This window comes from Acinetobacter sp. 809848, assembly GCF_000581275.1.
Lineage (GTDB): Bacteria > Pseudomonadota > Gammaproteobacteria > Pseudomonadales > Moraxellaceae > Acinetobacter > Acinetobacter pittii.
In genome coordinates this window covers 32531-58230 of the sequence record NZ_JEXG01000012.1, presented here as the reverse complement: position 1 = coordinate 58230, position 25700 = coordinate 32531, and the positions used below count along the sequence as shown (strand labels likewise).

General features: G+C 40.0%; 24 protein-coding genes. 8 read left to right on the top strand and 16 right to left on the bottom strand.

The annotated features are described in order from the left end of the window. Positions 1-14: 14 nt before the first annotated feature. On the top strand, positions 15-2060 hold the full coding sequence (recG, locus tag J536_RS12855) for an ATP-dependent DNA helicase RecG (protein WP_032063089.1): 2046 nt from the start codon (positions 15-17) through the stop codon (positions 2058-2060). Next, positions 2053-2682 carry a ComF family protein gene (locus tag J536_RS12850; protein ID WP_016806074.1) on the top strand — a complete coding sequence of 210 codons (630 nt, stop codon included), beginning with the start codon at positions 2053-2055 and terminating at the stop codon, positions 2680-2682. The genes recG and J536_RS12850 overlap by 8 nt, the downstream gene beginning before the upstream one ends. 1 nt (position 2683) lies before the next feature. On the opposite strand, the gene J536_RS12845 is transcribed toward J536_RS12850, so the two are convergent. Together J536_RS12845 and J536_RS12840 are read right to left on the bottom strand one after the other, a co-directional pair. Next, positions 2684-3085 carry an NUDIX hydrolase gene (locus J536_RS12845; protein WP_005078355.1) on the bottom strand — a complete coding sequence of 134 codons (402 nt, stop codon included), beginning with the start codon at positions 3083-3085 and terminating at the stop codon, positions 2684-2686. A gap of 14 nt (positions 3086-3099) precedes the next feature. Next, entirely contained in the window at positions 3100-3681 is a 582-nt protein-coding gene (locus tag J536_RS12840) for a TIGR00730 family Rossman fold protein (RefSeq protein ID WP_005067248.1), read from the bottom strand. 158 nt (positions 3682-3839) lie between these two features. Here J536_RS12840 and J536_RS12835 point away from each other — a divergent pair, with 158 nt between their 5' ends. Beyond that, a complete protein-coding gene (locus J536_RS12835; RefSeq protein ID WP_002116978.1) occupies positions 3840-4853 on the top strand; it encodes a magnesium and cobalt transport protein CorA in 1014 nt (337 codons plus the stop codon). 72 nt (positions 4854-4925) lie between these two features. Here J536_RS12835 and J536_RS12830 read toward each other — a convergent pair whose 3' ends face one another. The 9 genes from J536_RS12830 to dxs form a co-directional block, all read right to left on the bottom strand. Then, entirely contained in the window at positions 4926-5213 is a 288-nt protein-coding gene (locus J536_RS12830; RefSeq protein WP_005078357.1) for an STAS domain-containing protein, read from the bottom strand. An 11-nt stretch (positions 5214-5224) separates the two neighbouring features. Continuing rightward, positions 5225-5866 carry an MlaC/ttg2D family ABC transporter substrate-binding protein gene (locus tag J536_RS12825; RefSeq protein WP_002116826.1) on the bottom strand — a complete coding sequence of 214 codons (642 nt, stop codon included), beginning with the start codon at positions 5864-5866 and terminating at the stop codon, positions 5225-5227. A gap of 26 nt (positions 5867-5892) precedes the next feature. Next, the gene (locus tag J536_RS12820) at positions 5893-6573 is read right to left on the bottom strand and encodes an outer membrane lipid asymmetry maintenance protein MlaD (protein ID WP_005067241.1); all 681 of its coding nucleotides are present in this window, start codon (positions 6571-6573) and stop codon (positions 5893-5895) included. Further along, on the bottom strand, positions 6573-7349 hold the full coding sequence (gene mlaE / locus J536_RS12815) for a lipid asymmetry maintenance ABC transporter permease subunit MlaE (RefSeq protein WP_002117010.1): 777 nt from the start codon (positions 7347-7349) through the stop codon (positions 6573-6575). The genes J536_RS12820 and mlaE overlap by 1 nt, the downstream gene beginning before the upstream one ends. Continuing rightward, positions 7346-8164: an ABC transporter ATP-binding protein gene (locus tag J536_RS12810; protein ID WP_002116999.1), complete on the bottom strand. Its 819-nt coding sequence runs from the start codon at positions 8162-8164 to the stop codon at positions 7346-7348. The genes mlaE and J536_RS12810 overlap by 4 nt, the downstream gene beginning before the upstream one ends. A 90-nt stretch (positions 8165-8254) precedes the next feature. Continuing rightward, a complete protein-coding gene (locus J536_RS12805; protein WP_025465417.1) occupies positions 8255-8464 on the bottom strand; it encodes a hypothetical protein in 210 nt (69 codons plus the stop codon). Positions 8465-8570: 106 nt separating this feature from the next. Continuing rightward, complete coding sequence (locus J536_RS12800) at positions 8571-10433, bottom strand: DEAD/DEAH box helicase (RefSeq protein ID WP_016143582.1); 1863 nt, start codon at positions 10431-10433, stop codon at positions 8571-8573. Between the two features lie 405 nt (positions 10434-10838). Further along, positions 10839-11669, bottom strand: a complete 831-nt coding sequence (locus tag J536_RS12795; RefSeq protein ID WP_002117045.1) for an inositol monophosphatase family protein — start codon at positions 11667-11669, stop codon at positions 10839-10841. A 121-nt stretch (positions 11670-11790) separates the two neighbouring features. Continuing rightward, entirely contained in the window at positions 11791-13695 is a 1905-nt protein-coding gene (gene dxs / locus J536_RS12790; protein ID WP_002117085.1) for a 1-deoxy-D-xylulose-5-phosphate synthase, read from the bottom strand. A 303-nt stretch (positions 13696-13998) separates the two neighbouring features. Between dxs and ribA the strand changes: the two genes are divergently transcribed. The 3 genes from ribA (at position 13999) to aroE (ending at position 16648) form a co-directional block, all read left to right on the top strand. Continuing rightward, positions 13999-14601 (top strand): GTP cyclohydrolase II, encoded by a 603-nt coding sequence (gene ribA / locus J536_RS12785; RefSeq protein WP_002116908.1) that lies wholly within the window; start codon positions 13999-14001, stop codon positions 14599-14601. 128 nt (positions 14602-14729) lie between these two features. After that, the gene (hemF, locus tag J536_RS12780; protein WP_005078368.1) at positions 14730-15680 is read left to right on the top strand and encodes an oxygen-dependent coproporphyrinogen oxidase; all 951 of its coding nucleotides are present in this window, start codon (positions 14730-14732) and stop codon (positions 15678-15680) included. A 179-nt stretch (positions 15681-15859) separates the two neighbouring features. Beyond that, positions 15860-16648: a shikimate dehydrogenase gene (aroE, locus tag J536_RS12775; RefSeq protein ID WP_005067230.1), complete on the top strand. Its 789-nt coding sequence runs from the start codon at positions 15860-15862 to the stop codon at positions 16646-16648. A gap of 47 nt (positions 16649-16695) precedes the next feature. Here aroE and J536_RS12770 read toward each other — a convergent pair whose 3' ends face one another. Next, on the bottom strand, positions 16696-19038 hold the full coding sequence (locus J536_RS12770) for a hypothetical protein (RefSeq protein WP_032063088.1): 2343 nt from the start codon (positions 19036-19038) through the stop codon (positions 16696-16698). A gap of 257 nt (positions 19039-19295) precedes the next feature. Between J536_RS12770 and J536_RS12765 the strand changes: the two genes are divergently transcribed. Continuing rightward, the gene (locus J536_RS12765) at positions 19296-21119 is read left to right on the top strand and encodes an acyl-CoA dehydrogenase C-terminal domain-containing protein (protein ID WP_002116803.1); all 1824 of its coding nucleotides are present in this window, start codon (positions 19296-19298) and stop codon (positions 21117-21119) included. Positions 21120-21188: 69 nt separating this feature from the next. On the opposite strand, the gene J536_RS12760 is transcribed toward J536_RS12765, so the two are convergent. Then, positions 21189-21836 (bottom strand): hypothetical protein, encoded by a 648-nt coding sequence (locus tag J536_RS12760; protein WP_078224980.1) that lies wholly within the window; start codon positions 21834-21836, stop codon positions 21189-21191. A gap of 248 nt (positions 21837-22084) precedes the next feature. Between J536_RS12760 and J536_RS12755 the strand changes: the two genes are divergently transcribed. Further along, a complete protein-coding gene (locus J536_RS12755) occupies positions 22085-22339 on the top strand; it encodes a PspC domain-containing protein (RefSeq protein WP_002116779.1) in 255 nt (84 codons plus the stop codon). A 63-nt stretch (positions 22340-22402) separates the two neighbouring features. Here the strand turns inward: J536_RS12755 and J536_RS12750 are convergent, their stop codons facing one another. The 3 genes from J536_RS12750 to J536_RS12740 form a co-directional block, all read right to left on the bottom strand. Then, the gene (locus J536_RS12750) at positions 22403-23503 is read right to left on the bottom strand and encodes an HPP family protein (protein WP_032057354.1); all 1101 of its coding nucleotides are present in this window, start codon (positions 23501-23503) and stop codon (positions 22403-22405) included. A 132-nt stretch (positions 23504-23635) separates the two neighbouring features. After that, complete coding sequence (locus tag J536_RS12745) at positions 23636-24433, bottom strand: TIGR03915 family putative DNA repair protein (RefSeq protein WP_032063087.1); 798 nt, start codon at positions 24431-24433, stop codon at positions 23636-23638. Positions 24434-24435: 2 nt separating this feature from the next. Beyond that, entirely contained in the window at positions 24436-25698 is a 1263-nt protein-coding gene (locus tag J536_RS12740) for a putative DNA modification/repair radical SAM protein (protein WP_032063086.1), read from the bottom strand. Positions 25699-25700 lie beyond the last annotated feature (2 nt).

Below are 25700 nucleotides of genomic sequence, written 5' to 3'. Positions count from 1 at the left end.
CTCGTTGAGGGGACATGACTTCAGTCCATCAGTTACAAGGCGTTGGATCGGCTTCAGCAGCCCTGCTCGAAAAACTAAATATTTTTACCACAGATGATTTACTGTTTCATCTGCCACGTGATTATGAAGACCGCAGTACGATTATTCCAATGAATCAACTTGTGGTTGGGCGGAGCTATTTACTCGAAGGAGAAGTCAAATCAATTGATTTCCCCCCGGGAAAAAGAAAATCTATGGCAGCCTTGGTGCAAGATGAATTCGCTAAAGTCACCTTACGCTTTTATCATATTTATAAGAACCTGACTGATAAAATAAAACCCGGTCATCGCTTACGCATTTTTGGTGAAGTCCGTGTAGGTGCTCGCGGCCTTGAGATGTATCATCCTGAAATTCAGCTCATTCATGAACATACACCTCTACCAAAAACTCAGCTTACAGCAATTTATCCAAGTACGGATGGGTTAACTCAACCTAAATTACGCGAATACGTTAAACAAGCTTTAAAGCATCATAGTGACGCCTTACCAGAGCTACTCCCAAAACAATATACCAATGGCTATGCGCTTAAAGAGGCTTTGTATTACATTCATGAGCCTCCCGTGGATGCCAACATGCTGCAATTGGCTCAAGGCTCGCACCCCGCACAGCAACGACTTATTTTTGAAGAGTTGGTTGCACACCAAATTAGTTTACTTAATCGCCGTGCTTATATTCGTCAAATTGCGTCACCTGCATTTTCAAGCAGTAAAGTATTAGCTAAAAAACTATTAGAAGCTTTACCATTTCAAATGACCAATGCACAAAAACGTGTATCTAAAGAAATTTTAAATGACTTAAAACAACACCAACCTATGCTACGCCTAGTACAAGGTGACGTTGGTGCTGGAAAGACCTTGGTTGCCGCTGTAGCCGCTTGTCATGCTTTAGAAGCAGATTGGCAGGTTGCATTAATGGCTCCGACTGAAATTCTTGCAGAACAGCATTATTTAAACTTTAAACGTTGGTTTGAACCATTAGGTGTAACCGTGGCATGGTTATCTGGTAAACAAAAAGGTAAAGCCCGTGCCCAAGCAGAACAACAGATTAAAGAAGGCCACGCGGAACTTATTGTCGGTACACATGCCTTATTTCAAGATAATGTTGGCTTCGCTAAATTAGGGCTAGTGATTATTGATGAACAACATCGTTTTGGTGTAGACCAACGTTTAGCTTTACGTAATAAAGGTGCTGAGCAATTCACCCCACATCAACTCGTGATGACAGCTACTCCGATTCCGAGAACACTGGCAATGAGTGCGTATGGCGATTTAGACACATCCATAATTGATGAGTTACCACCGGGCCGTACACCTATTCAAACCGTTACGATTCCACTTGATCGTCGAGAGGAAGTACTTCAACGTATTGCTTCAAATTGCAGAGATGGGAAACAGGCCTATTGGGTATGCACATTGGTTGAGCAGTCTGAGACTTTAGATGCTCAAGCAGCAGAAGCAACTTACCAAGAGATGAAAGAACGCTTTCCTGAACTCAATATTGGTTTGGTACACGGCAAAATGAAAGCTGATGAAAAGCAAGCCGTAATGCAAGCATTTAAAAATAATGAATTACAACTTCTTATCGCAACAACAGTGATTGAAGTTGGAGTAGACGTTCCTAACTCTTCCATTATGGTGATTGAAAATGCCGAGCGTTTAGGGCTTTCTCAGCTACACCAATTACGAGGTCGCGTAGGTCGAGGTGCTCAAGCTAGTTTTTGCGTACTTTTATATAAAACACCTCTCTCTCAAAATGGACAAGAGAGACTTTCTATTTTAAGAGAAAGTAATGATGGCTTTGTGATTGCAGAAAAAGATCTGGAACTACGTGGACCGGGTGAATTATTAGGGACTAAACAAACTGGGGATATGGGATTTAGAGTGGCTCGTTTAGAGCGAGATGATCACCTACTGAGTCAAGCCCACTATGTGGCACAGCAAGTTTTAAAAGATTATCCAGAACAGGCAGATGCTCTATTAAAGCGTTGGCTTCCTGAGGCGCCTCGCTACGCCTATGTTTAATTTTTTAAACTTCCAACATCTTATTCAGTTATTTTCACCTTGCTCATTGTGCGAGTTAGGCATGCGAGAAAAATACTCGCTCTGTAAAGACTGTTGGGAACAGCTACCTTGGCTTAAACAAACGATTCAACGTAATAATCACTCTGTTCTTGTGGCTTGTAATTATGCTTATCCGGTTAACCGGATTATTCAGCAGTTTAAATATGAACAAAAGTTACATTATCAGATCTTATTAGGTGAAATTTTAAAACAATTAAAATTTCCCAAGGTACAAGCGATCGTACCTATGCCCATTTCCAATCAACGTTTAATCGAGCGTGGTTTCAATCAATCATTACTACTTGCCAATATCTTAAGCAGACACTTAAAAATACCTGTTTGGCAACCGATTCAACGTTTAAACGAGCACTCTCAAAAAGGGCTTACTCGGCTAGAACGCTTTGAAAATATAGAACAACAATTTTTACCTCATCATCAAGAGAAACGACGTTATCGCCGCGTTCTCATTATTGATGACGTGATAACCACGGGAAGCTCTGTTCATGCGCTCAGTCAGGCACTTAAACAATTAGGCTGCACATCCATTCATACCGTGTGCCTAGCAGCGACGCCGAAGAGTTAGGCTATTGCACCGTAGATAAATACTCTTCACACCAAGGAATGACAATTTCTCGGGTCAATGGTGCAAGTTGAGTTTCCGAATCATTTAAATCTATCCACTTCATTTCTGCAATTTCGGCTGCAATTTTAGGTGCTTGGTCGAGCTGAACAAGGTATAAATGACTCACCAAAATATGATCTGGCTCATTGGCAGCTACTGTTTCGAAATGACCAATAAATTGCTCAATCACACAAGAGCTTCCGACTTCTTCTAAAATTTCGCGTTGCATGGTGATCTCTGGTGCCTCATTAGGTTCCAGCTTGCCACCTACTTGCATAAAAGCGTGTGTATTACGCTTTCTCACAAGCAACAACTGATTTTGCTCATTTAAGATCACTGCGGCAGCGACCGTAATTGTTTTCACCTATTTAACCTCGTTTATGGTTGGACATCTGCGTTTGTCCATTTTGGAGCAGGAGCCTGATATTGCTCAAATTGTTGAAGAATATCTTCAATTTTGTCTGATGCGATCAATTTATCAACGAACCGTGCTTGGCTGAATCCATTATCCACCGTTCCTTGAATCATTTTAAGTAAATCTTCATAAAAGCCCGCTACATTTAAGAAAGCACATGGCTTTTGATGAATCCCTAATTGCGCCCACGTCCATTGTTCAAAGATTTCTTCCAATGTACCAGCGCCACCCGGCAAAGCAATGAAGCCATCTGAAAGATCCGCCATCTTGGTTTTACGCTCATGCATATTCTCAACCACATATAATCTGGTTAAGCCCGGATGAGCTAACTCACGATCAACTAAAGCACGAGGGATCACGCCAATGACTTGACCACCTGCTTGTAAGGCGCTATCGGCCACCACACCCATTAGGCCTGAGCGACCACCACCATAAACCAAGGTCTTCCCTTGTTTTGCAATAGCCTCGCCTGTAGCTTGGGCAATTTTTTGGAAAATTGGGTTTGAACCAAGAGATGAACCACAGAAAATACAAATTGATTTCATAGTGTAAAAAACCGTTTTATTGAACTGTCATGCTGACAAACTAAACTATCGATAGAGTTTTTTTTTGCAAAATAGCGTATTGGCAAGTGTTTTTCGGCAAATCCTTGTCTAAAATACACCCATCCATTTCCATCAGACTGCGTGAGGAAAAAAGACACATGCTTGAAGCCTTTTATGCCACAGAACGCGGAAGTCTGGAAGATGCCACCATCAATGGTGGATTTGATCTACATCCCGAATTAGTCTGGCTTGATCTTATTGCACCCTCGCAAGAAGAGCAACAATGGGTATTAGATGCCTATGACCAAAATTTACCAACACTAAAGTCGCTTGAAGACATTTCATCTTCTGCACGATTTTACCGTGATGATGACGGTATTTTGCACATCAGTACTTATTTTTTAACGAAAAATAAAAATTATCAGGTGGATGGAGACGCTGAAGAGTCATCACATATGCTTGCCATGGTGCAAACCGTAGCTTTCATTTTACATAAAGACCGCCTCTTTACGATGCGTGGAGAAAAACTAGTTGCGTTTCGTGCCTTTCGTGCCCGTGCTCGCCGAAATGACTATGACATGGACTATAAAGATCCAACGTGGATTTTATTAGGCCTTCTTGAAGCAAAACTCGATGAGCTTGCGGATATCTTAGAAGATATCCACAAAGATTTAGAAAAATATTCCACCGAGGTTCTTAATAACCACCAACGTGAAAAAATTCTAGATCTCGATGACATGATTACACGCCTAGCTCAACAAGAAGACATGCTAGGGAAAGCGCAGCTTTGTCTCATTGATTTAAGACGTGTACTTACTTTCTTATCGCGTCCACGTGCATTAGGCAGTCATATTTATGATGCAGACATTCGAGAGCTCAGTGAAGATGTACGCTCACTGGTAGAACATGATGCGTTCTTATTCCAAAAAGTACGATTCTTACTTGATACGACGTCTGGATTCATTAACACAGAACAGAATGATACGATTCGTCGATTCTCGATCTTACCAAGTATGTTAGCTCCTCCGATGCTTATTGCCAGTATTTACGGTATGAACACAGACGTATTACCTTTTGCACATGGTACGACCAGTTTCTTCGTTGTTTTGCTGATTATTATGGGTTTCTTTATTGGGCCGATCATTTATTTCCGCTGGAAAAAATGGATCTAAGCTTTGTAATAAAATGCTAATTTCGAGCATAAAAAAGCACCTAAATATAGGTGCTTTTTTACATCAAAAACATCAGATCATTTGCAGATCATCCTGCAAATGACAGGCTTGAATGATCTTCAGCATTTTTTCAGGGACATTTTTAAAATGCAAACCAGTATTTTTTGGAGTCTCTCGTAACCATTGAACTAAAACAGCCAATGCCAAAGTACTACCATGCTCAAGCTCAGTTAAATCCACCACAAGTGGGAAGCTTTGCTGCTTCTTTATGATGGCCAAACCTGCTTGATACTGTTGTTCCGCATTTTCAAAATCAATTTTTCCCGAAACAACCAATTGTTGGTTGAGATACTGAACCACACGTCACCTACTTATTTCTTTTTGTTTTGATTAACAGCTGCGTCTGCATCAGGTTGGAACGTAGCAATTGCTTTATTTAAATCACCGCCATTGCGTTTCACTGTTGCAGCAAACTGATTACGGAACTGTAATCCTAGATCAATACCAGAAACATTGATATTACGGATTTTCCATTGAGTACCTTTGTCAGCCAACTGGAAAGAAACAGGAATTTTTTCACCATTGTGATTAAAGTCCAATGTCACTACAGGGTTTTTACCCGCAGTTGCCTTGTAAGGACGCATGGTATAGCTTTGATTTGTATATTTAGCAAATGCGCTACCGTAATTTTCAATTAATGTATTACGGAAGTTTGTTTCAAACTGAGCACGCTGTGCAGCTGTACTATACTGATTCGTCGCATAAGTACCCATCACAATACGAGTGAACGCTTGTGAATCAACATATGGGTCTAAGTTCTGACGTACAATTGATTTTACTAAAGCAGGATTGTTCTGCAACTTAGCATGATCTGCTTTTAAACGAGCGATCAAGCCATCAGCAACACGTTTGATAAAATCAGGTGGTGCTTCTGAAGGTGCAGCAAAAGCTGTACCTGCAATCATAGTAGACAAAAGACTTGCTGTCAGGGTTTGTTTAAACAACGTATTCACCTGGAACCACTCCTTCAAATAAACTTTTACTCAACAAATGACGGCTGTGCACTGCTGTCGGTACTTGCAGGAGCTTTTTCTTCTGCTGAGGATGAACCAGCGGCAACTTTACCTGCGCCACCACCAGTAATAAATTTACTAATTAAATCTTCTAAATCCATGGTTCCTTGGGTATTTGAAATTGTATCGCCACGTTTAAGATAGTTTAAACCACCACCTGGAACGACTTTCAAATATTTCTCACCCAACAAACCATTGGTTGCAACCATTATATAAGCATCTTCATCAATACTGGTGATGGAGGACATGTTACTGATCAGTTGCTGTTCCATTGCTTTTTGTTGCTCTGGAGAAGCCTGCGTATAATCAGAACTATAACGTAGTTCATCTAAAGCATTTTTTTGAACTTCTTTTAGCTGCTCAGCATTAAAGCTTGTCAATTTTCCATCTAAACCAAAGGTTACCGTAGCCAAACGCGTAACTGGATCAAGGGTAATTGAATCAACACGACCAATTGTGACACCGCTCATCGTTACTTTAGCACGAGGCTTTAAACCATTGACGTTATCAAACTGAGCCTTCATGGTATAACTATCATTTAAATTAGTACCAACAAGGCCACTAACTTTCATGGCTAAAAAGAACAAGGCAATACCGAAGATAATAACAAAGATACCTACGGCCAGCTCACTACTACGTGATTTCATTAAATCCCTCCGAACATGACCGCAGTCAACACGAAATCAAAACCTAAAACACATAATGAAGAATATACAACCGTTCTCGTCATTGCAGTTGCGATTCCTTCTGGAGTTGGATCACATGCATATCCTTGATATACCGCAATCCATGTACATAACAAAGCAAACACAATACTTTTGATAATGCCATTTACGACATCATGCCCAAATTGCACGTTGTTTTGCATACCGCTCCAGAATGAGCCTTCATCGACGCCAAGAAAATCGACACCTACCATTTTACCGCCCACAATACCAATCGCAGCAAAAATGACAGTTAGCATCGGTAAACTGACCACTCCCGCCCAAAGACGGGGTGATACGATTTGTTTTAATGGGTCAACCCCGATCATTTCCATGCTGGCAAGTTGTTCACTTTGCTTCATTGAACCAATTTCTGCTGTTAATGCAGAACCTGCTCGACCAGCAAATAATAACGCAGCAACCACAGGTGCCAATTCACGCAGCAATGTTAAAGACACCATGGTGCCTAGCATTGATTCACTGCCGACGTTCACTAAAATTGAATATCCTTGTAAACCCAATACCAAACCAATAAATAGGCCCGATACAGTAATAATTAACAAAGACATCACCCCTACCCGATGCATTTGGTAAATAAATCGTCCAAACCCACCAGATGAAGGAAAAGAAAAAACAATTTGTAAGAGCATTAGTGCCGCAACACCAATCCCTCGAATCCGCTCAATAACGAGTCTACCTAACCAGGCAATCGTATTCATGGACGAACCTCGTTATCTAAATAGGCTTGATGACTAAATTGGTATTCAACTGGTCCTTCTGCCGAACCTGTTAAGAATTGGCGCACAAATGGAGAAGCATATGCCTGTAATTCTTCTGGTGTTCCTTCCCCCTGAATTTTTCCTTCTGCTACAACATAAATGTAGTCAGCAATAGAAAGGGTTTCGGGAACATCATGCGAAACAATAATAGTGGTTAAATCTAAAGCTTCTCGCAATGAACGAATTAAACGTGTCAACACGCCTTTTACAATTGGGTCTTGCCCTGCAAACGGTTCATCGTACATGATTAAATCAGGGTCAAGTGCGATCGCACGTGCTAAGGCAACACGACGGTTCATACCACCTGAGAGTTCTGTAGGCATTAATTGTTCAGAACCACGCAAGCCTACTGATTCCAGTTTTAATGCAACCAGTTCAGCAATTAGATTTTCAGGAAGCTTGGTATGTGCTCGAATCGGAAACGCCACATTTTCATAGACCGACATATCCGTAAATAAAGCACCACTCTGAAATAACATTCCCATACGTGCACGGGCTGAAAAAAGTTCCTGACGAGACATTTTTGCAATATCTTTACCGTCGAGCAAAACTTCGCCCTGATCAGGAACTAACTGTCCACCGATCAGACGTAATAATGTTGTTTTACCTGTACCAGAAGGTCCCATAATAGCCGTAATCTGGCCACGACGTATATTTAAACTAATATTGTCATAAATGACGCGTTCCCCTCGATTAAAACTCAAATTTTTCACTTCAATAAGTGGTTGAGTCGAGAGAGGAGTTTTATTATTCATAATGGCAATCGTTCCTGCACTTTTATGCACGCATACTATAACACTGAAAATTGGCAAACTTGTTGTTATTTTGACAAAAGCAAAGCTAACTTAGTTGGTAGAAATAGAAGAGGTATGTTCGTAAAAAGAGGTTAATTCAGAAATTTGAAACTGCTCAATAGAACTTCCAGTTATAAAAGCATAGGCAAAATAAACCCCATTACACAAAACAAGTGCAATAAAAAGATAAGGCAAGCCGTGCTGAACTAATAAGTTCTTCAACTGTGCCATTATTGTTTCTTTTCGTTTACTTCTACTCATTATTTAATAAAAAATTGAACTAATTCACACTTTGTTATTTTATAACAAAACTGAAAAATAAGAAAGGCCAGTATTTCTACCGGCCTTTCTTTAAACAAACTATTGATTAACGGTCGAATTTACGACGCGGTTTGTCATCAAAGCTACGACGTGGACGATCTTCACCACCGAAGCTACGTTTTGGACGATCTTCGCCACCAAACGCTGGACGCTCACCACGTGGTTTATCATCAAAGCTACGACGCGGTTTATCGTTAAAACCACCTTCGCGACGTGGACGATCTGAGTTGAACTCACGACGTGGACGATCTTCGCCACCAAATGATGGACGCTCGCCACGAGGTTTGTCATCAAAACTACGACGTGGACGATCTTCGCCACCGAAACTACGTTTTGGACGATCACCAAAACCATTTTCACGACGTGGTTTGTAATCTACGCGGTTACCACGGTTGTCATCATTTGAGTCAAAACGCGGTTTATCGTTGAACCCACCTTCACGACGCGGACGATCTGAGTTGAACTCACGACGTGGACGATCTTCAAAACCACCTTCACGACGTGGGCGATCTGAATTGAACTCGCGACGTGGACGATCTTCACCACCGAATGGACGTTCACCACGTGGTTTGTCATCAAAGCTACGACGTGGACGGTCATCACGACCACCTTCACGGCGTTTGAAGTTGCTTTCGCCTTCAAAACGACGACCACCGCCAAAACCGCCACCACGACGACCATCACGACCACCGTTGCCGCCACGACCACGACCACCGCCATCACGACCTGAACGAGCAGGAGGTGGAGATGGCTCTAAGCCTTCAATTTCAGAAACACTTAAACGTGCATCTAAATAGTCTTCAAGCGCACGGATTTTACCGCGTTCACGATAAGTCGCTAAAGTAATTGCTTGACCTGTACGACCAGCACGACCTGTACGACCAATACGGTGTACATAGTCTTCGTGTTTCATTGGTAAACCGAAGTTAATTACGTGAGAAATTGTCGGTACATCAAGACCACGTGCAGCAACGTCTGTCGCTACCAAGATTTTTGCACGACCTTCACGAATACTACGTAAACGACGGTTACGAACTGTTTGTGGCATTGCACCGTGAAGTGCAACTACAGAGTGACCTGCTTCTGCAAGTTCTTCAGCCAACATATCTGTATCTTCTTGAGTGCTCGCGAATACAACCGCTTGATCAAGAGTTTCATCAGCCAACCAGTGAGTCAGAAGTTTCTTCTTGTGTTCGAAACCATCAGTCCAGTGTAAAGTTTGGGTGATGTCAGTGTTTGTACTGTGACCTGTTTCAATTGCAATACGCTCAGGTTCATTCATCATGCGTTCAGCAAGACGAATAATACGGTCAGCGAAAGTTGCAGAGAACATTAATGTTTGACGACGGTTACCAGCTAAATCGCTGATCGCTTCTAAATCTTCAGAGAAGCCGAGATCTAACATGCGGTCAGCTTCGTCAACGATTAAAGCTTCAACTTTATCTAACTTTAATTGACGACGGTTTACTAAATCTAATAAACGACCTGGAGTCGCAACAATAACTTGCGCGCCTTTAAGCTGTTGGATTTGCTTACCAAAAGGCATACCACCCATGATTGCAGCAATACGAACACCTTTCATGTGACGTACGAAAGCAATCGCATCTTGGCTAACTTGTTGAGCCAATTCACGTGTTGGGCATAAAACTAAAATGTTAGGTTGGGTCACAGCTTTCATACGTTCTTTGAACGGAACAAAAGTTTCTTGACCAGCTAAATTATGTAATGTCGGTAATAAAAATGCCGCAGTTTTACCAGAACCAGTCTGGCTAGATACTAGAAGGTCTTTTCCTTCTAAAGCTGCAGGAATAGATTGTTCTTGCACAGGAGTCGGGGTAGTAAAACCTAAACCTTCAAGCGCTTGTTGTAAGGTTTCATGCAAAGAAAATTCGGCAAAAGTTTTGCTCATAGAGAGTTTCACCCTAGTGGGTGCTCCATTTTTAATAAATACAAAATAGACATCGGCACAAAGCGGCAAAGCAAAGTTAGCTGAAACGTTTTTTCAGCAGCAATCCGAGTAACGACGATGTGGACTAAACGCACGCTTGATTACGGCCGAACCTGAAGAATCGCTGAGCGATCGGGGCGCAAGAAATGGTCCTCTCTATGGACAGCGTGCGCTTACAATGAATAGAACAGAATGTTCAGGTAATGAACGGAAATTTAAGTGCGTGGGCGGATTATAGCAGAAAGAAATTAAAAGTCATGTGTTTTAATCAACTTTCTTCATATTTATTGAACTAACTAAAATTTACCAATTACTTAAAAAATAAAACCCTCTGATAATAGAGGGTTTTATTTATAAATAATTAAATTATTTTGCAGCTTGACCCCAAGCTGGAACTACAGTTTGCATTAAAGGTTTTAGCATTTTGAGTGAACTTGCAAGCACTTGACCGTTTTCAAGAGACTCATTACCACCACGTGCGTCAACCACTACACCGCCCGCTTCTTTAATAATAAGCTCACCAGCAGCGATATCCCATGGTTTTAAACCAAGTTCAAAGAAACCATCAAAACGACCAGCAGCAACATATGCTAAATCTAGAGCAGCTGAACCACCACGACGAATTTGTGCGCCTGCTTGAGTCACAGCTAATAACGAAGCAAAGTGTTGTTCTGCATAAGATACGATCTCACCAGCACGTTTAGCACGGTAAGGATGGCCTACTGCCAAGAATGTATTTTCTAAAGTATCTTTTACATTTACACGGATACGGCGTTGGTTCATAACTGCACCGCGACCGCGACTTGCAGAGAATAATTCGTCACGTACTGGGTCGTAGATTACGCCGTGTTGAGTAACGCCTTTATGCTGAACTGCAATAGAAATACAGAAATGAGGGAAACCATTAATAAAGTTTTGCGTGCCATCAAGCGGGTCGATTACCCAGCACCAGTCTGCATCGTGGCCTTTGCCTTCTTGCAAACCGAACTCTTCACCTAAGAAGCTATGGTTTTTATAACTTTTACGTAATGTATCAATCGTCAATTGTTCCAAATAACGATCTACACGTGTTACTGGGCCATCAATGCCTTTCTCTTCAACTTGCAAATCGAGTTTATGACGATTTTGATGCGCTTTTAAAAGCTCTTGACCAACTGTTTGAGCCGCACGCGCAGCCATAACCACCATAGGTTCCATTGAACACCCACTACAATACAAATTTGAAGATTTTGACAAAGAATAATGCATAAAAGCGCATACATTTTAGCAAATGAATGCGCTTTATGGGAAAAAATGTTTCAAAAATTTTATTAAAGGCTTAAACCACTTGATTTAGCTTAAGCCAAGCTCGTTCAATTGAGCTCAAAATACCTTTAGCATCTAGCCCACAGTCTTGCAGCATTTGACCATGTGACGCTTGCTGCAAGAACAAATCTGGCAGACCTAAATTAATGATAGGTTTAACAATTTGTTCTTGTGCCATGAACTCATTTACTGCACTGCCTGCACCACCCATAATTGCGTGTTCTTCAACAGTTACAAATAATTGTGTATGTTCAGCCAAATCACGAATAATTTTTTCATCAAGTGGTTTCACAAAACGCATATTTACAACACGCACACCAACATCATGTTTTTGTGCAAACTGCTCAGCAGCTTCTATGGCAACCATAACGCGACTACCAAACGCTAAAATCGTAATCTGCTCATCACAAGCAGATTTAATTTCAGCAACTACTTCTGCCTTACCTAACTCAATAGCAGTTAGCTCTTGCTGAATTTCAACGCCTACCCCAGCACCGCGAGGATAACGTACTGCTGCTGGTCCATTATAAGCATAAGCGGTATGTAGCATTTGACGGCATTCATTTTCATCTTTTGGTGCCATGATGACCATGTTCGGAACTGTACGCATATATGCATAGTCATATGCACCTGCGTGAGTTGGTCCATCTTCACCCACCAAACCAGCACGATCAATCCCGAAAGTTACATCAAGATTTTGTAATGCGACATCATGAATAAGTTGATCATAACCACGTTGCAAAAATGTTGAATAAATCGCAACAACAGGTTTTAAACCTTCACACGCCATTCCCGCTGCAAGTGTTACTGCATGCTGTTCGGCAATTGCAACATCGAAGAAACGTTTTGGAAATTCTTTAGCAAACTTAACCATGCCCGAGCCTTCACACATGGCCGGGGTAATCGCTAATAAACGTTCATCCTGTGCAGCTTCGTCACACAACCATTGACCAAATACATCAGAATATTTTGGCGGTGTTTTACCTGCTGAAGTCGCATTAATTTTGCCAATTGCATGATAGGTAATTGGGTCAGCTTCTGCCGGAGTAAAACCTTTACCTTTTTTAGTATAGACGTGGACTAAGCGTGGACCTTTACGTTTTTTCAAAGCATTAAATACTTGAACGAGTTGATTTACATCATGTCCGTCGAAAGGACCGAAGTAATCAAAACCAATCGCTTTAAATAAATTATCGGCCGCATCTGTTGCCGATTGATGTAAACGAGAGTTGTACGTCCATTTCGGATGTGGCTGTACATACGCCTCGCCATGTTCATCGACATTAACTAAATGGCCTTTTTCCCAAATTGCAGCTAAATGCTTAGCAAAACCACCTGTACTGCAAGAAATCGACATGTCATTGTCATTAAGTACAACAATTAAATCGGCATCGTGTGCCACAGCATCGTTCATGGCTTCAAATGCCATACCTGCTGTCATTGCGCCATCACCCACAATACAAACGACTTCACATGGGTCATTTTGATAGCGACGTGCTAAAGACATTCCTAAACCTGCTGAAATTGCAGTTGATGAATGCCCTACACCAAAAGTATCAAAAACTGATTCTTCTCTAGCTGGAAATGCTGCTAAACCGTTCTTAGCACGGATTGTTGTCATTTGCTCACGGCGACCAGTCAAGACTTTGTGTGGATACGCCTGATGTCCTACATCCCAAACTAATCGGTCATTTGGAGTATTAAAGCAATAATGCAGCGCAACCGTCAGCTCAACCACGCCGAGGTTAGCACCGAAATGGCCACCACTCTGGCCTGCTGCATATAAAATATATTGACGCAACTCATCAGCCACTTGAACCAATTGGCTATGCTCGAGCTGACGTAATTGTTGAGGATGATCAATTGCATCTAACAATGGCGTAACAGGGCGTTGAGTTGGAATTTCGGTATACAACATATGTGGCAAAGCCTTTATAAGCCTGGCAAATCCTAAGCTGGGTCAAAATGGGTCGATCATACAATCGAATGAAGTCACCTTCAATCAGCCACATTTGCGAACGAGGTCATGCAAAGCAGTCTCTCATACAGTATGGGTATGGTTGGCAGATTATCCTGAATAATCTGACTATTTATCAACTATTATCGTCTTCTTTATACAAAAAAGAAAACCTTAGTGCTCAAAATGATTATGACAATTCGACCAATCTCCCAGCATTACGCTATACTTTAAACCGTTTTCGGTTAAAAGATGAGTTAATCTGTGCCTATAGAGTTCATTGCAACATCAAAACTCCCGACCGCTTTTGGTGAATTCAATATTTCTGTGTTTCAAGATCCAGTATCAGGTGAAGAACATGTGGCACTTTCTAAAGGGTTAGAAAATCCACCCACAGGCCCTGTTTTAGTACGTGTTCATTCAGAATGCTTAACAGGTGATGCTTTTGCGTCATTAAAATGTGACTGCGGCCCTCAATTACAGGCAACTCAAAAGCTCATTAACGAAGCAGGTCAAGGCGTTATTTTATATTTACGTCAAGAAGGACGTGGTATTGGGCTTACAAATAAAATTCGTGCGTATGCCTTACAAGATCAAGGTCACGACACTGTAGATGCAAATTTACTTTTAAATTTACCTGCTGATGCACGCCGTTATGACATGTGTAGCATTATGCTTGATCATTTAAAAGTAAAAGAAGTTAAGTTAATTACTAACAATCCTTTGAAAATTCAGGCACTCAAGGATCAAGGTATAAATGTGGTTGGTCGTGTTCCGTTAACGGTTGGACGTAATCCTTTTAATGAACAATATTTAAAAACTAAACGTGAACGCATGGATCACCTTTATCAAAAAGATGATTTCTAAAACAAAATTATAAATTTAAAAATAATTGGGAGGGATTTTTAAGACATTTCTTAAAAATCCCTTACTTTTTTTATGGTTTTGTGTTTTGATGTATCTATCTCCTATCTCAATCATCTTTGAGGGTCACTATGCAGCATCCGACTTCAACAGATATTCAACGTGTCCGCGAATTTCTCCTCGATTTACAAGCTCGTATTTGTGCTGGTTTAGAACAACAAGAAAAAGCTGGCGGTGGTACGGGTGAATTCATTATTGATGATTGGGAACGTCCAGAAGGTGGTGGCGGTCGTTCACGAGTTTTACAAAATGGCACCGTGATTGAAAAAGGTGGTGTGATGTTTTCTCACATCAACATTAGTAAACTGCCCGCTTCTGCTACAGAAAGACATCCTCAAATTGCTGGTGCTAAAGCACAAGCGCTTGGTGTGTCATTAGTGATTCACCCTAAAAACCCGAATATTCCAACCTCCCATGCAAATGTACGTTTATTTGTTGCAGAGCCTGAAGGACAAGATCCGATTTGGTGGTTTGGTGGCGGTTTTGACTTAACACCGTTCTATCCAGATGAACAGGATGTTATCAATTGGCATCAAGCCGCACATGACCTATGCCAGCCTTTTGGTGACAATGTCTATGCTGAACATAAAAAATGGTGTGATGATTACTTCTATCTAAAACATCGAGATGAACAGCGTGGTGTCGGTGGTTTATTCTTTGATGATTTAAATTGCTGGGATTTCGAAACCTGCTTTAAATATATTCAAGCTGTAGGTAATGGTTATTTAAATGCCATTTTGCCAATTTTCGAAAAACATCGTGAACAGCCTTATACCGAAGCTCAACGAGAGTTCCAGCTTTACCGTCGTGGTCGCTATGTCGAATATAATTTAGTCTATGACCGCGGAACATTGTTTGGCTTACAAACAGGTGGACGTATTGAGTCTATTTTAGTCAGCCTGCCTAATCTTGCAGCTTGGTCATATCGTCCAGAATGGGATGAAGACTCACCAGAGAAACGTTTAACCGACTATTACTTAAAACCACGTGATTGGTTAAACCTAAAAGAAAAAGTTGCTTAATTTTTTGCTTTTTGGAGATTCTTTGGCTTCCACCCTAAAGAATCTCCTTTTTTATTTTCAATTTTTTGAATCTCATTCAAATATTTTTTCTTATTAAAATTTGGCTTATAGTGAGGCCTGCTGAAAATTCAGTACAGACCTTATCTGCCTCATGCCATTTTAAAATTTTGGATATAAGAATGACCAAACAGTTTGCAGTAATTGGCAACCCCATCGAACAATCACGCTCTCCTGAATTGCATCATGCTTTCGCTCAAAAAACAGGTATTGGCCTAGACTACCAAAAACGTCTTGCCCCTCTTGATGGTTTTGAGCCGAGTATGCGTAGTTTCTTTGAAAATGGCGGGAGTGGCATGAACGTTACCGTGCCGTTTAAAGAACAGGCATTTGCTTTGTGTGATGTGCTGACTGAACGTGCTCAAATTGCCAAAGCTGTAAATACACTTTGGATGGAAGATGGCAAATTGCATGGTGACAATACAGATGGCCAAGGCTTAGTTGCCGCAATTCAAGCTTTAGATTGGAACTTAGAAAATACAGCTATTTTAATTTTAGGGGCTGGTGGTGCAACTCGTGGTGTTATTTACCCGCTTGTTCAGGCTGGTGCTAAAAAGATTGTGATTGCAAACCGAACTCTTGCTCGTGCTGAACAACTTGTAGATGACCTAAAAGCGGCAGTTCCTCAAGCTCAATTACAAGCAATTTCTTTAAATGAGTTAGAAGGGAAATTTGATATTGTAATTAATGCAACTTCTGCAAGCCTGTCTGGTGATGCATTACAACTACCTGAAAGTCTAGAGTTCAAATATGCCTATGAGATGGCCTATGGCAAGCCATCTAGCTTTCTTGATCAAGCGAAACAACGCAATGTGCCTTATGCAGAAGGTTTTGGCATGCTAGTTGGCCAAGCCATTGAAGCCTTCTATATCTGGAATGGCGTAAAGCCAGAATTAAAAGATTTTCTATAAGTCAAAAAAAGAACCTACACGAAGTAGGTTCTTTTTTATTTCATCTATTATTTTTTAGCTGTAACCATCTGCTTATAAACATCTCGGAAAATCTCATAATCAATAAATTCATTATGTTCAGGTTTTAAATTCTGAATTGTTTTTTCCGTAAGTTGCTGTTTACGAGCAGCGACATAAACTTTACCTAAAATATCAGCTGTTTCTGACAACAAATGTTTTTCTTCATCAGAAGTACCATTTTGTTTTTCAAACTCTAATTGATACTGTTTTGAGAAAAGCTGTTCAGGTTGCTTATATTGTTTCTGTAGTTTTTGCCATGCTTCACGCCCAGCTTCACCTTGTATTGTTGTGATCACAATATGGTCCACAGCTCGGCCTAAGTCATTATCAAACTGATCTTCTTGCTCAAGATGATGTTTTTTCTGTAACGCCTCAATACGTTCTAAAGCTTTGCCTTGAGGGTTATAAGTTTCCTCTTCAGAGAACCAATAAGCATAAACCTCGGCAATTTCTTGCAACTGTTGAACTGAATAATAATGAATATATGACGGTTTTTCAGCAGTCAATTTTGCAATAAAAACAGCCTTATACGTTTTATCATAAGTATGTGTTGCATCATAAGTTTGGTTAGCCAACAGCGCCAGACTAGAATCTAAATCTTGTACATCGCTATGTGCACCAACTGGATGCTCAGAAACATCACCCTGTCCAAGTTTTTCACTAAATCCTTTTACGAAGTTTTCAAATAAAGAACCTTTGCTTGCCTCTGCAACTGATTTAGCCTGTTTAAGCTGCTGCTGATTAATTGGGGTCGCTTTACCATAATTGAGAATTTGCATGTCTGCTTTAATATTAAAGCGATGGTTAAATTCAGCTGGTGTATACGCAATATCATAATCCGCGTTGACTAAACGGCCCTTTTCATCCAGTCCGACATCAATCGCAACCGGATTTCTTTGTTTTGGTAAAGCTTGTTCAATTTCTGCTTTATGCTTGATCCATAGAGCTTTGAATGCCTCATCATCAACAAACTGGTTTTGATCATAAGCAGCAAAAGTTTGTTTCAACGCAGCTTGACGAGCTTTAATCTGAGTTTTTTCGGTATTTCCAGCGCTCTGATCAAGCACATCAATACCGTAAATTTGACAGTAATTAATATCACCTAAGGCAACGGAACTTTTTTGAGACTGTAATTCGACACACTGATCTTCTGTAAGTGAAGCCACTTCTTCATCTTGTGTGACTTCTTCAGCATCTGCTACAGCAACATCTTCGGCTTGGGCCGTATCAGAAGCATACTCTTCGGCTGCCCCAGCTTGAACTGCACTTGATTGGTCTTCATCACCATATTCTGAATCTAAAGCATTGCCGAAATGAGCATTAATCAGTGAGTAAAGTTGTTGGCTAACTGCTGCTGCATCTTCTGAAGAAACTTTTTGCCCACCAGCATTATTTTCTTTACCCTTCGCTTCTGAAGCAGCTAATTCAGTTGCTATAGATTCGGCAATCTTTTCTTCATCAAAACCGAAAACATTTTTTTGCAAATATTTAGCATTGACCTGACTATAGAGCTCCGATTGTAGCAATAATGCTTCAACCGTATCTTTTAAACGAATTTTTTCTACAATTCCCGCTTTACGCTCAGCGTCACTAACTGATAAACGCTGTAAATTTTGTGGTTCAGCCAAACGATAAGATACAGCGCCAGAAGCTTTCGCATATTCAACGAATTTCTTCATATCGACATTCGTAAACAGATTTTTATACTTTGAAAAATCGACATACGCTAAATTATTTTGATTATCTTTATTGACCAGATAAGGCATTAATCCAAAATAATTAACGTAAAATTTATAATCTTTCAGATCAAGTACCATTGGCAATTTTGCCTGTACCAAAAGTGTCGGTTTTTCATACCTTGCTGTAAGGTTTAAAGACCCCATTTTTTGACGATAATGAACCGAACCATCGTAACTAAATTGAAGATCATTTAATAAATTAATTAATACGGCGTTTACTTTTTCTGAGCGTGATTCACCAGAAATGCCTGAATCCGCTTGCTCATTTGCAATTGCGGCATACAGCGCCTGCTTCTGTTTTTTATTCAAATTAATTTTTTGTTCACGTAAATATTGATCTACTTTTTTTTGCACTGCAGCATCTAACTGCACTGTTTTTTCTACATTATTTATTTTTTTTGACTGATTTGGATCAACACTAACTTTAAAATGCCCACGATAGTCATAGCTTGGGTATTCATATATTGCATTCATACCCTGAATGACTTTTTGATCTAACTGAGTAGATGGTACCGATGGACGTAGGTTATGCTGCGCACAAGCGGTCAAACCCAAACTAAATAAACATAAACTGAGATATTTTAAATGCATAACCTTTTTTAAAACCTTATCGCTTTATCTTTTTAACAAAACTTGCTAAAAATAAGAAAATTAGTTGTTTTTTCACATAAAAGTATAAGTCCTGAATGTAGCAGAAATTATAATTTCAGGTGTATTTATTTTCGACAAAATTCGCTTTTCTGACATTTCTTTCGGGTGCGATTAACATTGTATTTTTATCATGCGAGTGAATAATCAAATCATCGATACAGATAATCCCACAATGATTCAAAATTAGGATTAAAGCCATGCCAGCATATAAAGCTCCGCTACACGATATCCGCTTCTTAATGAATGAAGTACTAGATTACCCTGCTCACTATAAAACTTTATCAAATGGTGAAAATGCTGATCCAGATACTGTTGATATGATTCTTGAAGGTGCGGCAGATTATTGTGAAAACGTATTGTCGCCACTTAACCAATCTGGTGATGAAGAAGGTTGCCATTTTGACAACGGCGAAGTAACTACGCCTAAAGGCTTTAAAGAAGCTTATGACCAATTCGTAATGGGCGGTTGGCAAGGTCTTTCTTACCCAGAAGAATTTGGTGGTCAAGGCCTACCAATGTCTTTAAACCTGATTAAATCAGAGATGATGGGTACTGCAAACTGGTCATTTACCATGTACCCAGGTTTAAGTTCTGGTTGTATGAACACTATTTTGCAATTCGGTACTGATGAGCAAAAACAAACATATATGCCTAAGCTTGTTGAAGGCACTTGGAGCGGCACAATGTGCTTAACCGAACCTCAATGTGGTACAGACTTAGGGCAGGTAAAAACTAAAGCTGAACCTCAAGCAGACGGTAGTTACAAAATCACCGGTACAAAAATCTTCATTTCTGCTGGTGAACATGATTTAACTGAAAACATCATTCACATCGTACTTGCGCGCCTTCCGGATGCACCTGCTGGTACGCGCGGTATCTCATTATTCATCGTACCAAAATTCATGCCTACAGCTGATGGCGGTGTTGGTGAGCGTAATACAGTCGCTTGTGGTTCAATCGAACACAAAATGGGGATCCGCGCATCTGCAACTGCGGTACTCAACTTTGATAATGCAACTGGTTATTTAATCGGTGAAGTGAACAAAGGCCTACATGCAATGTTTACCTTCATGAATACAGCACGTATTGGTACTGCTGTTCAAGGTATTGCACACGCTGAGTTATCTTTCCAAGGCGCATTACCATATGCCAAAGATCGTATGTCAATGCGTGCGCTTTCTGGTAAAAAAGATCCAGATAAAGTTGCTGATGCAATCATTCACCATGCAGACGTACGCCGTATGTTATTAACTCAAAAAGCAATCGCTGAAGGCGGTCGCTCTATGATTTATTACGCTGCTCAAATCGCTGACAAAATGACAGACGCTTTAGCACGTGGCGACCAAGCTGCTTTTGAAGACTACGATGATAAACTTGGTTTCTATACACCAATTTTAAAAGGTTTCTTAACTGAACTTGGTTTAGAAGCTGCTAACCATGGTATGCAAGTTTACGGTGGCCATGGCTACATTAAAGAATGGGGTATGGAGCAAATCGCACGTGATGCACGTATTGCGACCTTGTATGAAGGAACAACTGGTGTTCAAGCACTCGACTTGATTGGTCGTAAAGTGTTGTTAAGTTCAAAAGGTAAAGTAGTTCGTGAATACACTGCTGAAATCTTAAAATTCTGTGCTGCACATGCACGTAATAAATATTTACGTCGTTTTGCATGGGACTTAACTAAGCTTTGTGCTCAATGGAACACTTTAACAGTTCGTATCATGCTTGCTGCACGTAAAGACCGCGACATCGTATCTTCTGCTTCTGTAGATTTCTTGATGTTCTCAGGCTACGTGATGATGGCTTATTTCTGGGCTCAACAAGCTGTGGTTGCTTCTGAAAAATTAGAAGCAGGTAACGGCCAAGAAACTGCTGAGTTCTATAAAGCAAAAATCAAAGTTGCTGATTTCTACTTTGACCGTTTATTGCCACGCGCTCAAGGTCATGCAGAATCAATGGTGACTACATCTCGCACATTAACATCATTACCAGTTGAACACTTTAGCTTCGACTACTAATGATTTTTAAGTCATAAAATAAAAAGAGCGCAATTTAATATTGCGCTCTTTTTTATATTTATCGGATATCTATTCTTTAGTTAAAACATAAGCCCGATTTGGAACAAAATAGTTTTGCTCTAAAAATTCACGATTTTTTCCATAGTCGCTATAAAGTAATTTTTCTAAATTTGTGACCAATCTTTTATTTGAATCAATATTAAAATAAAAATTAACTTTAGATAATGGACATTGAATCGTTAACTCACGCTCTTTTTCATCCACTTTCCAATTTAGAGTAGGACATAATTGATTTACAGCGGCACTTTTAGCCCCGTCTTTACTTCCCACACGACCAAAATGAACAACATTCCAATAAGCCGACCCATTTGGTAATAAATTTAAAATGTACTCTGCTTCGCCTGATTCACAATCAGCAAAAGCATCCTCGCATGAAATACGAGTATGATATCGCCCTACATATTGCAATGAGGCTGCGTTTAATTTTTGGGTTTGATCTGAGGTATCTTCAGGTAAGAAAGTTCGTCCAGCGACATAATCCAATGTTTTTATAGATGTACTACTTTTTATTAAGTTTTCTTCATGATTAGAACTAGAACTTGTAGTCGAGTGATCTTTTGAATTGGTATGGTTTATATCGCAAGCACTCAGTGTCATGCACATCGCAGCCACTACAACCACATGCTTAACTGAAAAACGAGACCACTTCAAAGACATATACATTATTCACAGATAACAGCAACAGCTCTATTTACACTTCAAATCAAGTATTAGCTGATTGCCGCTTTAAACTCTTAAGCCCTGAAAAGGTGCATTTTAGTAGATGTTGGTTTCGTTCCTTTCAATCCTTTACATATTTTAACTATTTTACTTTTTAAAGGACTTTAAACCCGTTATTTCATCTCCATATTTTTATTAAGCAAGAGCAATAGCTTCTTGTAACTTTTATCTTTAAGGAGAATTAGATGGCCAGTTCTGGTTTATATCGCTCGAACCGACACAGCATGATCGCCGGTGTAATGGGTGGTATTGCTGAACGTTTTGGTTGGAACGTAACTTTACTACGTGTCATTTTTGTTTTGATCTCAATTATGAGTGCTGCCTTTCCAGGAATTTTAGTTTATCTGGTTTTATGGTTAGTGATTCCGAAAAAACAGCCAGAACATATTGAAGGCTATCGACAATCCGTCCGAACAGTAAATGAAGAACAAGTACGTTAATTCATAACTTTGGTCGCTACGGTTGCATCCCCTAATCAACCGTAGCTTTTTTTATTCTAAAAATTATAACTTTCGATTTAACTGTTGCTGTAATGCAGCAATCATATCTGCACGGCTAATCATTCCTATAAGCTTACGATCTTCAACAACAGGAATGTAATTAAAAGACTTTTCAACAAAGTATGGCACTAAATCTTGAATAGGTTGAGTTGGCAGTACGGTAACCACTCGACGGCTCATAATTTGTTTTACATAATGCTGCCAAGAATTCCTCGGGTCGGCTGCACCTTTAAACCACTCTACGACTTCATATAACGCTAAAGTTCCGACCAAATGGTTTTCTGCATTTACTACAGGTAGGCTCATTAAGTTCACTTGTTTAAACTTATCGAGTGCCTGATGAATATCATCATCTTCATGTAGTTTAATCACATCACGGCTCATAATATCCTGACAGATATATTGATTTACCATACGCTCATTGGCATGCTCCTGAGCTTCTAAAATGATTTTTTCTAAGTCGTATTGGCTAATATCTAAAAGTTCAGTGTGATGGCCTAATGCATACTCAATATCTTTCGGCTGAATTGATACTTTTTGAGTTGGCGTTGGGTCCTTACTTCGCTCATTTAAATGAGCAGTCACTGGATAATGTCGCCCAATCAATCGATTAAAGAAAACAGCAACCCCAAGTAGAAGTAACGAGTTGAGTAAAACTGGATAAAAAATAAAATAAAAGCCTAATTTATGAATTGCAGCACCGCCCAACACAGCCGTAATTGCGACTGCACCACTCGGTGGGTGCAAAGAGTCGGTGGTCATCATTAAAAATATAGCAAAACCCACAGCCACACTAAAAGCCGTGGTTAAATCAGGAATCCACTGTGCACAGGCAACGCCAATTATGCCGGCTAAGGTATTACCAACAATTACATTCCATGGTTGAGCTAAGGGACTAGTCGGCACAGCAAAAAGAAGAACAGATGAGGCACCCATTGGGGCGATGTACCATGCATTAATTCCACCGAGAACATACCAGCTAATTAAGGAGGAAATTGCTAAACCACACAACGCTCCAATACCGCAAAGTAACCGTTCTTTTAAGGGTAAAACCTTAAAATTTGGCTTTAAAATCTGTAACCATTCTCGCTGTATAACACTCACAGTACACCTTAGGGGATATGCCGTCATTTATAACGGGCAAAAGTATACGCCCAAAGCCACATAAAGTGCATTTAAATTATACCTTTCAACAGTAAGAAAACTGGCTGAACTATTTTTTATGATTTTAAAACTTTAATATTCCATAAATTTTTCATTTAAATAGCGCCAATACCGCTTCGGCAAATATTGCACATGAAGTTTTATATTCTGGCGTTCAGTAATATTTACGCTGTTAAAATAATCCTTCCAAAGCTGATCATATAAAACTTCCTGCTCATCAAGCTCAAGCTGAAAGCTTTGACTCATCCCATTTTTTAAATTGCGGTCAACCTCAGAGGCTTCGAGTGAAACTTCATGTATTTCACATAAATCATAATAAAGCCCGAACTTGCGTTGCTCGTCATAAATAAGCCAACGCTGATCTTGATAGCGCCGTTTAAAATGTGGCTGAATAAGCGGTAAAACATTAAAATCAGGACGTACTAAACTTAAAAAAAGCTCATCTTTGGTTTTCTTAAACCGAATAAAAGCTTCCATCCGATGCTTCTCTCGCCCGACCTTTTTCGTCCACTGTGCAATCGCTAAAACACTTGGATTTGAATAATCTTTTTCTATAGAAACATGGCTAGTAAACACATAAATACAGTAATTAAATAAATGCTGATAGGCATCTAAAGATTCAGATAAAGAGGCAAAATAAAATTGTTTTAACGAAGAAGATGAAAGCTTTTTTTGTAGCGCAGACCACACACGCTCAGCATGCTGCTCGTTATTTGCAACCTCAATTTTATCGGCAAATAAGCCATGTTGAGCCGTATCATTCAAGCAAAGCCTGACCTGTAATTCTTTAAATTGAAATGCACGAAAAACACAGCTCAGCAGCCCAACCATTGAACCATCAAAATAGTAAGCTACTTCATCATTAAACATGGCTAAAACCCAAGGCTTAATTGTGGCGAGAGTTGCTGCACATATTTCGAAGATCCCTGCGTTAAAATCTCCTGCCGAACAAAACTTGAGGATAATTCTTTCTGGAATTTTGGACTGTCTTCACAGCGAATAAAGAATTTTGCACGTTGGTAAGCCACGCCTAGTTTTTTAAGTAAATCGATATGAATTTTTCCAAAACGGCGAGCCTGCACAATTTTCTTAGCCGATTTCACGCCAATACCCGGTACACGCAAAATCATTTGGTAATCGGCACGATTTAAATCTACTGGAAACTGTTCAGGATGCCTTAAAGCCCAGCTTAATTTCGGGTCTACATCAAGGTCTAAGTTTGGGTGTTTTTCATTGACGATTTCATTGACCTGAAAACCGTAAAAACGCATCAGCCAATCGCTTTGATAGAGTCGGTTTTCACGAAGCAACGGAGGTGCTGAACCAACGGCGGGCAAGTAATTATTTTCAGTATTAATTGGGATATAACCCGAAAAATAGACACGTTTGAGTTTAAATTCTTTATAGTGCTTGTCTGCCATAAACAAGACATCTTGGTCTGACTCTTGATGGGCCCCCACTACCATTTGTGTGGTCTGCCCTGCTGGCACATATTTCGGCACATGCTTAATGACTTGTCGCTCATCTTTAAGCTGAATGAGCCTGTCACGGACCAAACCTAAATCTTTTTGCACTTCCTGATGTGATTTTTCTGGTGCAAAAGTTTTTAGCCCAATTTCGGTCGGCATCTCTAAATTAATACTCATCCGGTCAGCATATAAACCTGCTTCATGAATCAGTTCAGGCGATGCTCCCGGAATAGTTTTAAGATGAATATAACCATTAAAGTTTTCTTCAAGACGCAACTTCTTTACGACTTGAAGCATACGCTCCATCGTGTGATCTGCCGATTTAAAAATACCCGAGCTTAAAAATAAGCCTTCAATATAATTACGGCGGTAAAAATTAATGGTTAAGTCTACGACCTCTTGCACCGTAAATGCTGCACGCTGGACGTCATTAGAACGACGTGAAACGCAATAGGCGCAGTCAAAAATACAAACATTACTAAATAGAATTTTTAAGAGAGATACACAGCGGCCATCTTCAGTATAGCTATGGCAAATACCCGAATGGCTGGCATCTCCCAAACCTTTATCTTTATTTTTACGGTCACTGCCACTTGATGAACAAGACACATCATATTTAGCAGCATCAGCAAGAATCTGTAGTTTTTCCCGAATGCGATCAGACATAT

What these genes read in the sequence shown, in the direction of transcription:
- J536_RS12760 (WP_078224980.1), bottom strand. Translation starts at nt 21,836, where the DNA reads ATGTCTTTGAAGTGGTCTCGTTTTTCAGTTAAGCATGTGGTTGTAGTG.
- J536_RS12745 (WP_032063087.1), bottom strand. Translation starts at nt 24,433, where the DNA reads ATGTTTAATGATGAAGTAGCTTACTATTTTGATGGTTCAATGGTTGGG.
- J536_RS12740 (WP_032063086.1), bottom strand. Translation starts at nt 25,698, where the DNA reads ATGTCTGATCGCATTCGGGAAAAACTACAGATTCTTGCTGATGCTGCT.
- J536_RS12800 (WP_016143582.1), bottom strand. Translation starts at nt 10,433, where the DNA reads ATGAGCAAAACTTTTGCCGAATTTTCTTTGCATGAAACCTTACAACAA.
- J536_RS12770 (WP_032063088.1), bottom strand. Translation starts at nt 19,038, where the DNA reads ATGCATTTAAAATATCTCAGTTTATGTTTATTTAGTTTGGGTTTGACC.
- mlaE (WP_002117010.1), bottom strand. Translation starts at nt 7,349, where the DNA reads ATGAATACGATTGCCTGGTTAGGTAGACTCGTTATTGAGCGGATTCGA.
- J536_RS12835 (WP_002116978.1), top strand. Translation starts at nt 3,840, where the DNA reads ATGCTTGAAGCCTTTTATGCCACAGAACGCGGAAGTCTGGAAGATGCC.
- recG (WP_032063089.1), top strand. Translation starts at nt 15, where the DNA reads ATGACTTCAGTCCATCAGTTACAAGGCGTTGGATCGGCTTCAGCAGCC.
- J536_RS12850 (WP_016806074.1), top strand. Translation starts at nt 2,053, where the DNA reads ATGTTTAATTTTTTAAACTTCCAACATCTTATTCAGTTATTTTCACCT.
- J536_RS12840 (WP_005067248.1), bottom strand. Translation starts at nt 3,681, where the DNA reads ATGAAATCAATTTGTATTTTCTGTGGTTCATCTCTTGGTTCAAACCCA.
- J536_RS12810 (WP_002116999.1), bottom strand. Translation starts at nt 8,164, where the DNA reads ATGAATAATAAAACTCCTCTCTCGACTCAACCACTTATTGAAGTGAAA.
- J536_RS12805 (WP_025465417.1), bottom strand. Translation starts at nt 8,464, where the DNA reads ATGAGTAGAAGTAAACGAAAAGAAACAATAATGGCACAGTTGAAGAAC.
- dxs (WP_002117085.1), bottom strand. Translation starts at nt 13,695, where the DNA reads ATGTTGTATACCGAAATTCCAACTCAACGCCCTGTTACGCCATTGTTA.
- J536_RS12765 (WP_002116803.1), top strand. Translation starts at nt 19,296, where the DNA reads ATGCCAGCATATAAAGCTCCGCTACACGATATCCGCTTCTTAATGAAT.
- aroE (WP_005067230.1), top strand. Translation starts at nt 15,860, where the DNA reads ATGACCAAACAGTTTGCAGTAATTGGCAACCCCATCGAACAATCACGC.
- J536_RS12795 (WP_002117045.1), bottom strand. Translation starts at nt 11,669, where the DNA reads ATGGAACCTATGGTGGTTATGGCTGCGCGTGCGGCTCAAACAGTTGGT.
- J536_RS12820 (WP_005067241.1), bottom strand. Translation starts at nt 6,573, where the DNA reads ATGAAATCACGTAGTAGTGAGCTGGCCGTAGGTATCTTTGTTATTATC.
- hemF (WP_005078368.1), top strand. Translation starts at nt 14,730, where the DNA reads ATGCAGCATCCGACTTCAACAGATATTCAACGTGTCCGCGAATTTCTC.
- J536_RS12755 (WP_002116779.1), top strand. Translation starts at nt 22,085, where the DNA reads ATGGCCAGTTCTGGTTTATATCGCTCGAACCGACACAGCATGATCGCC.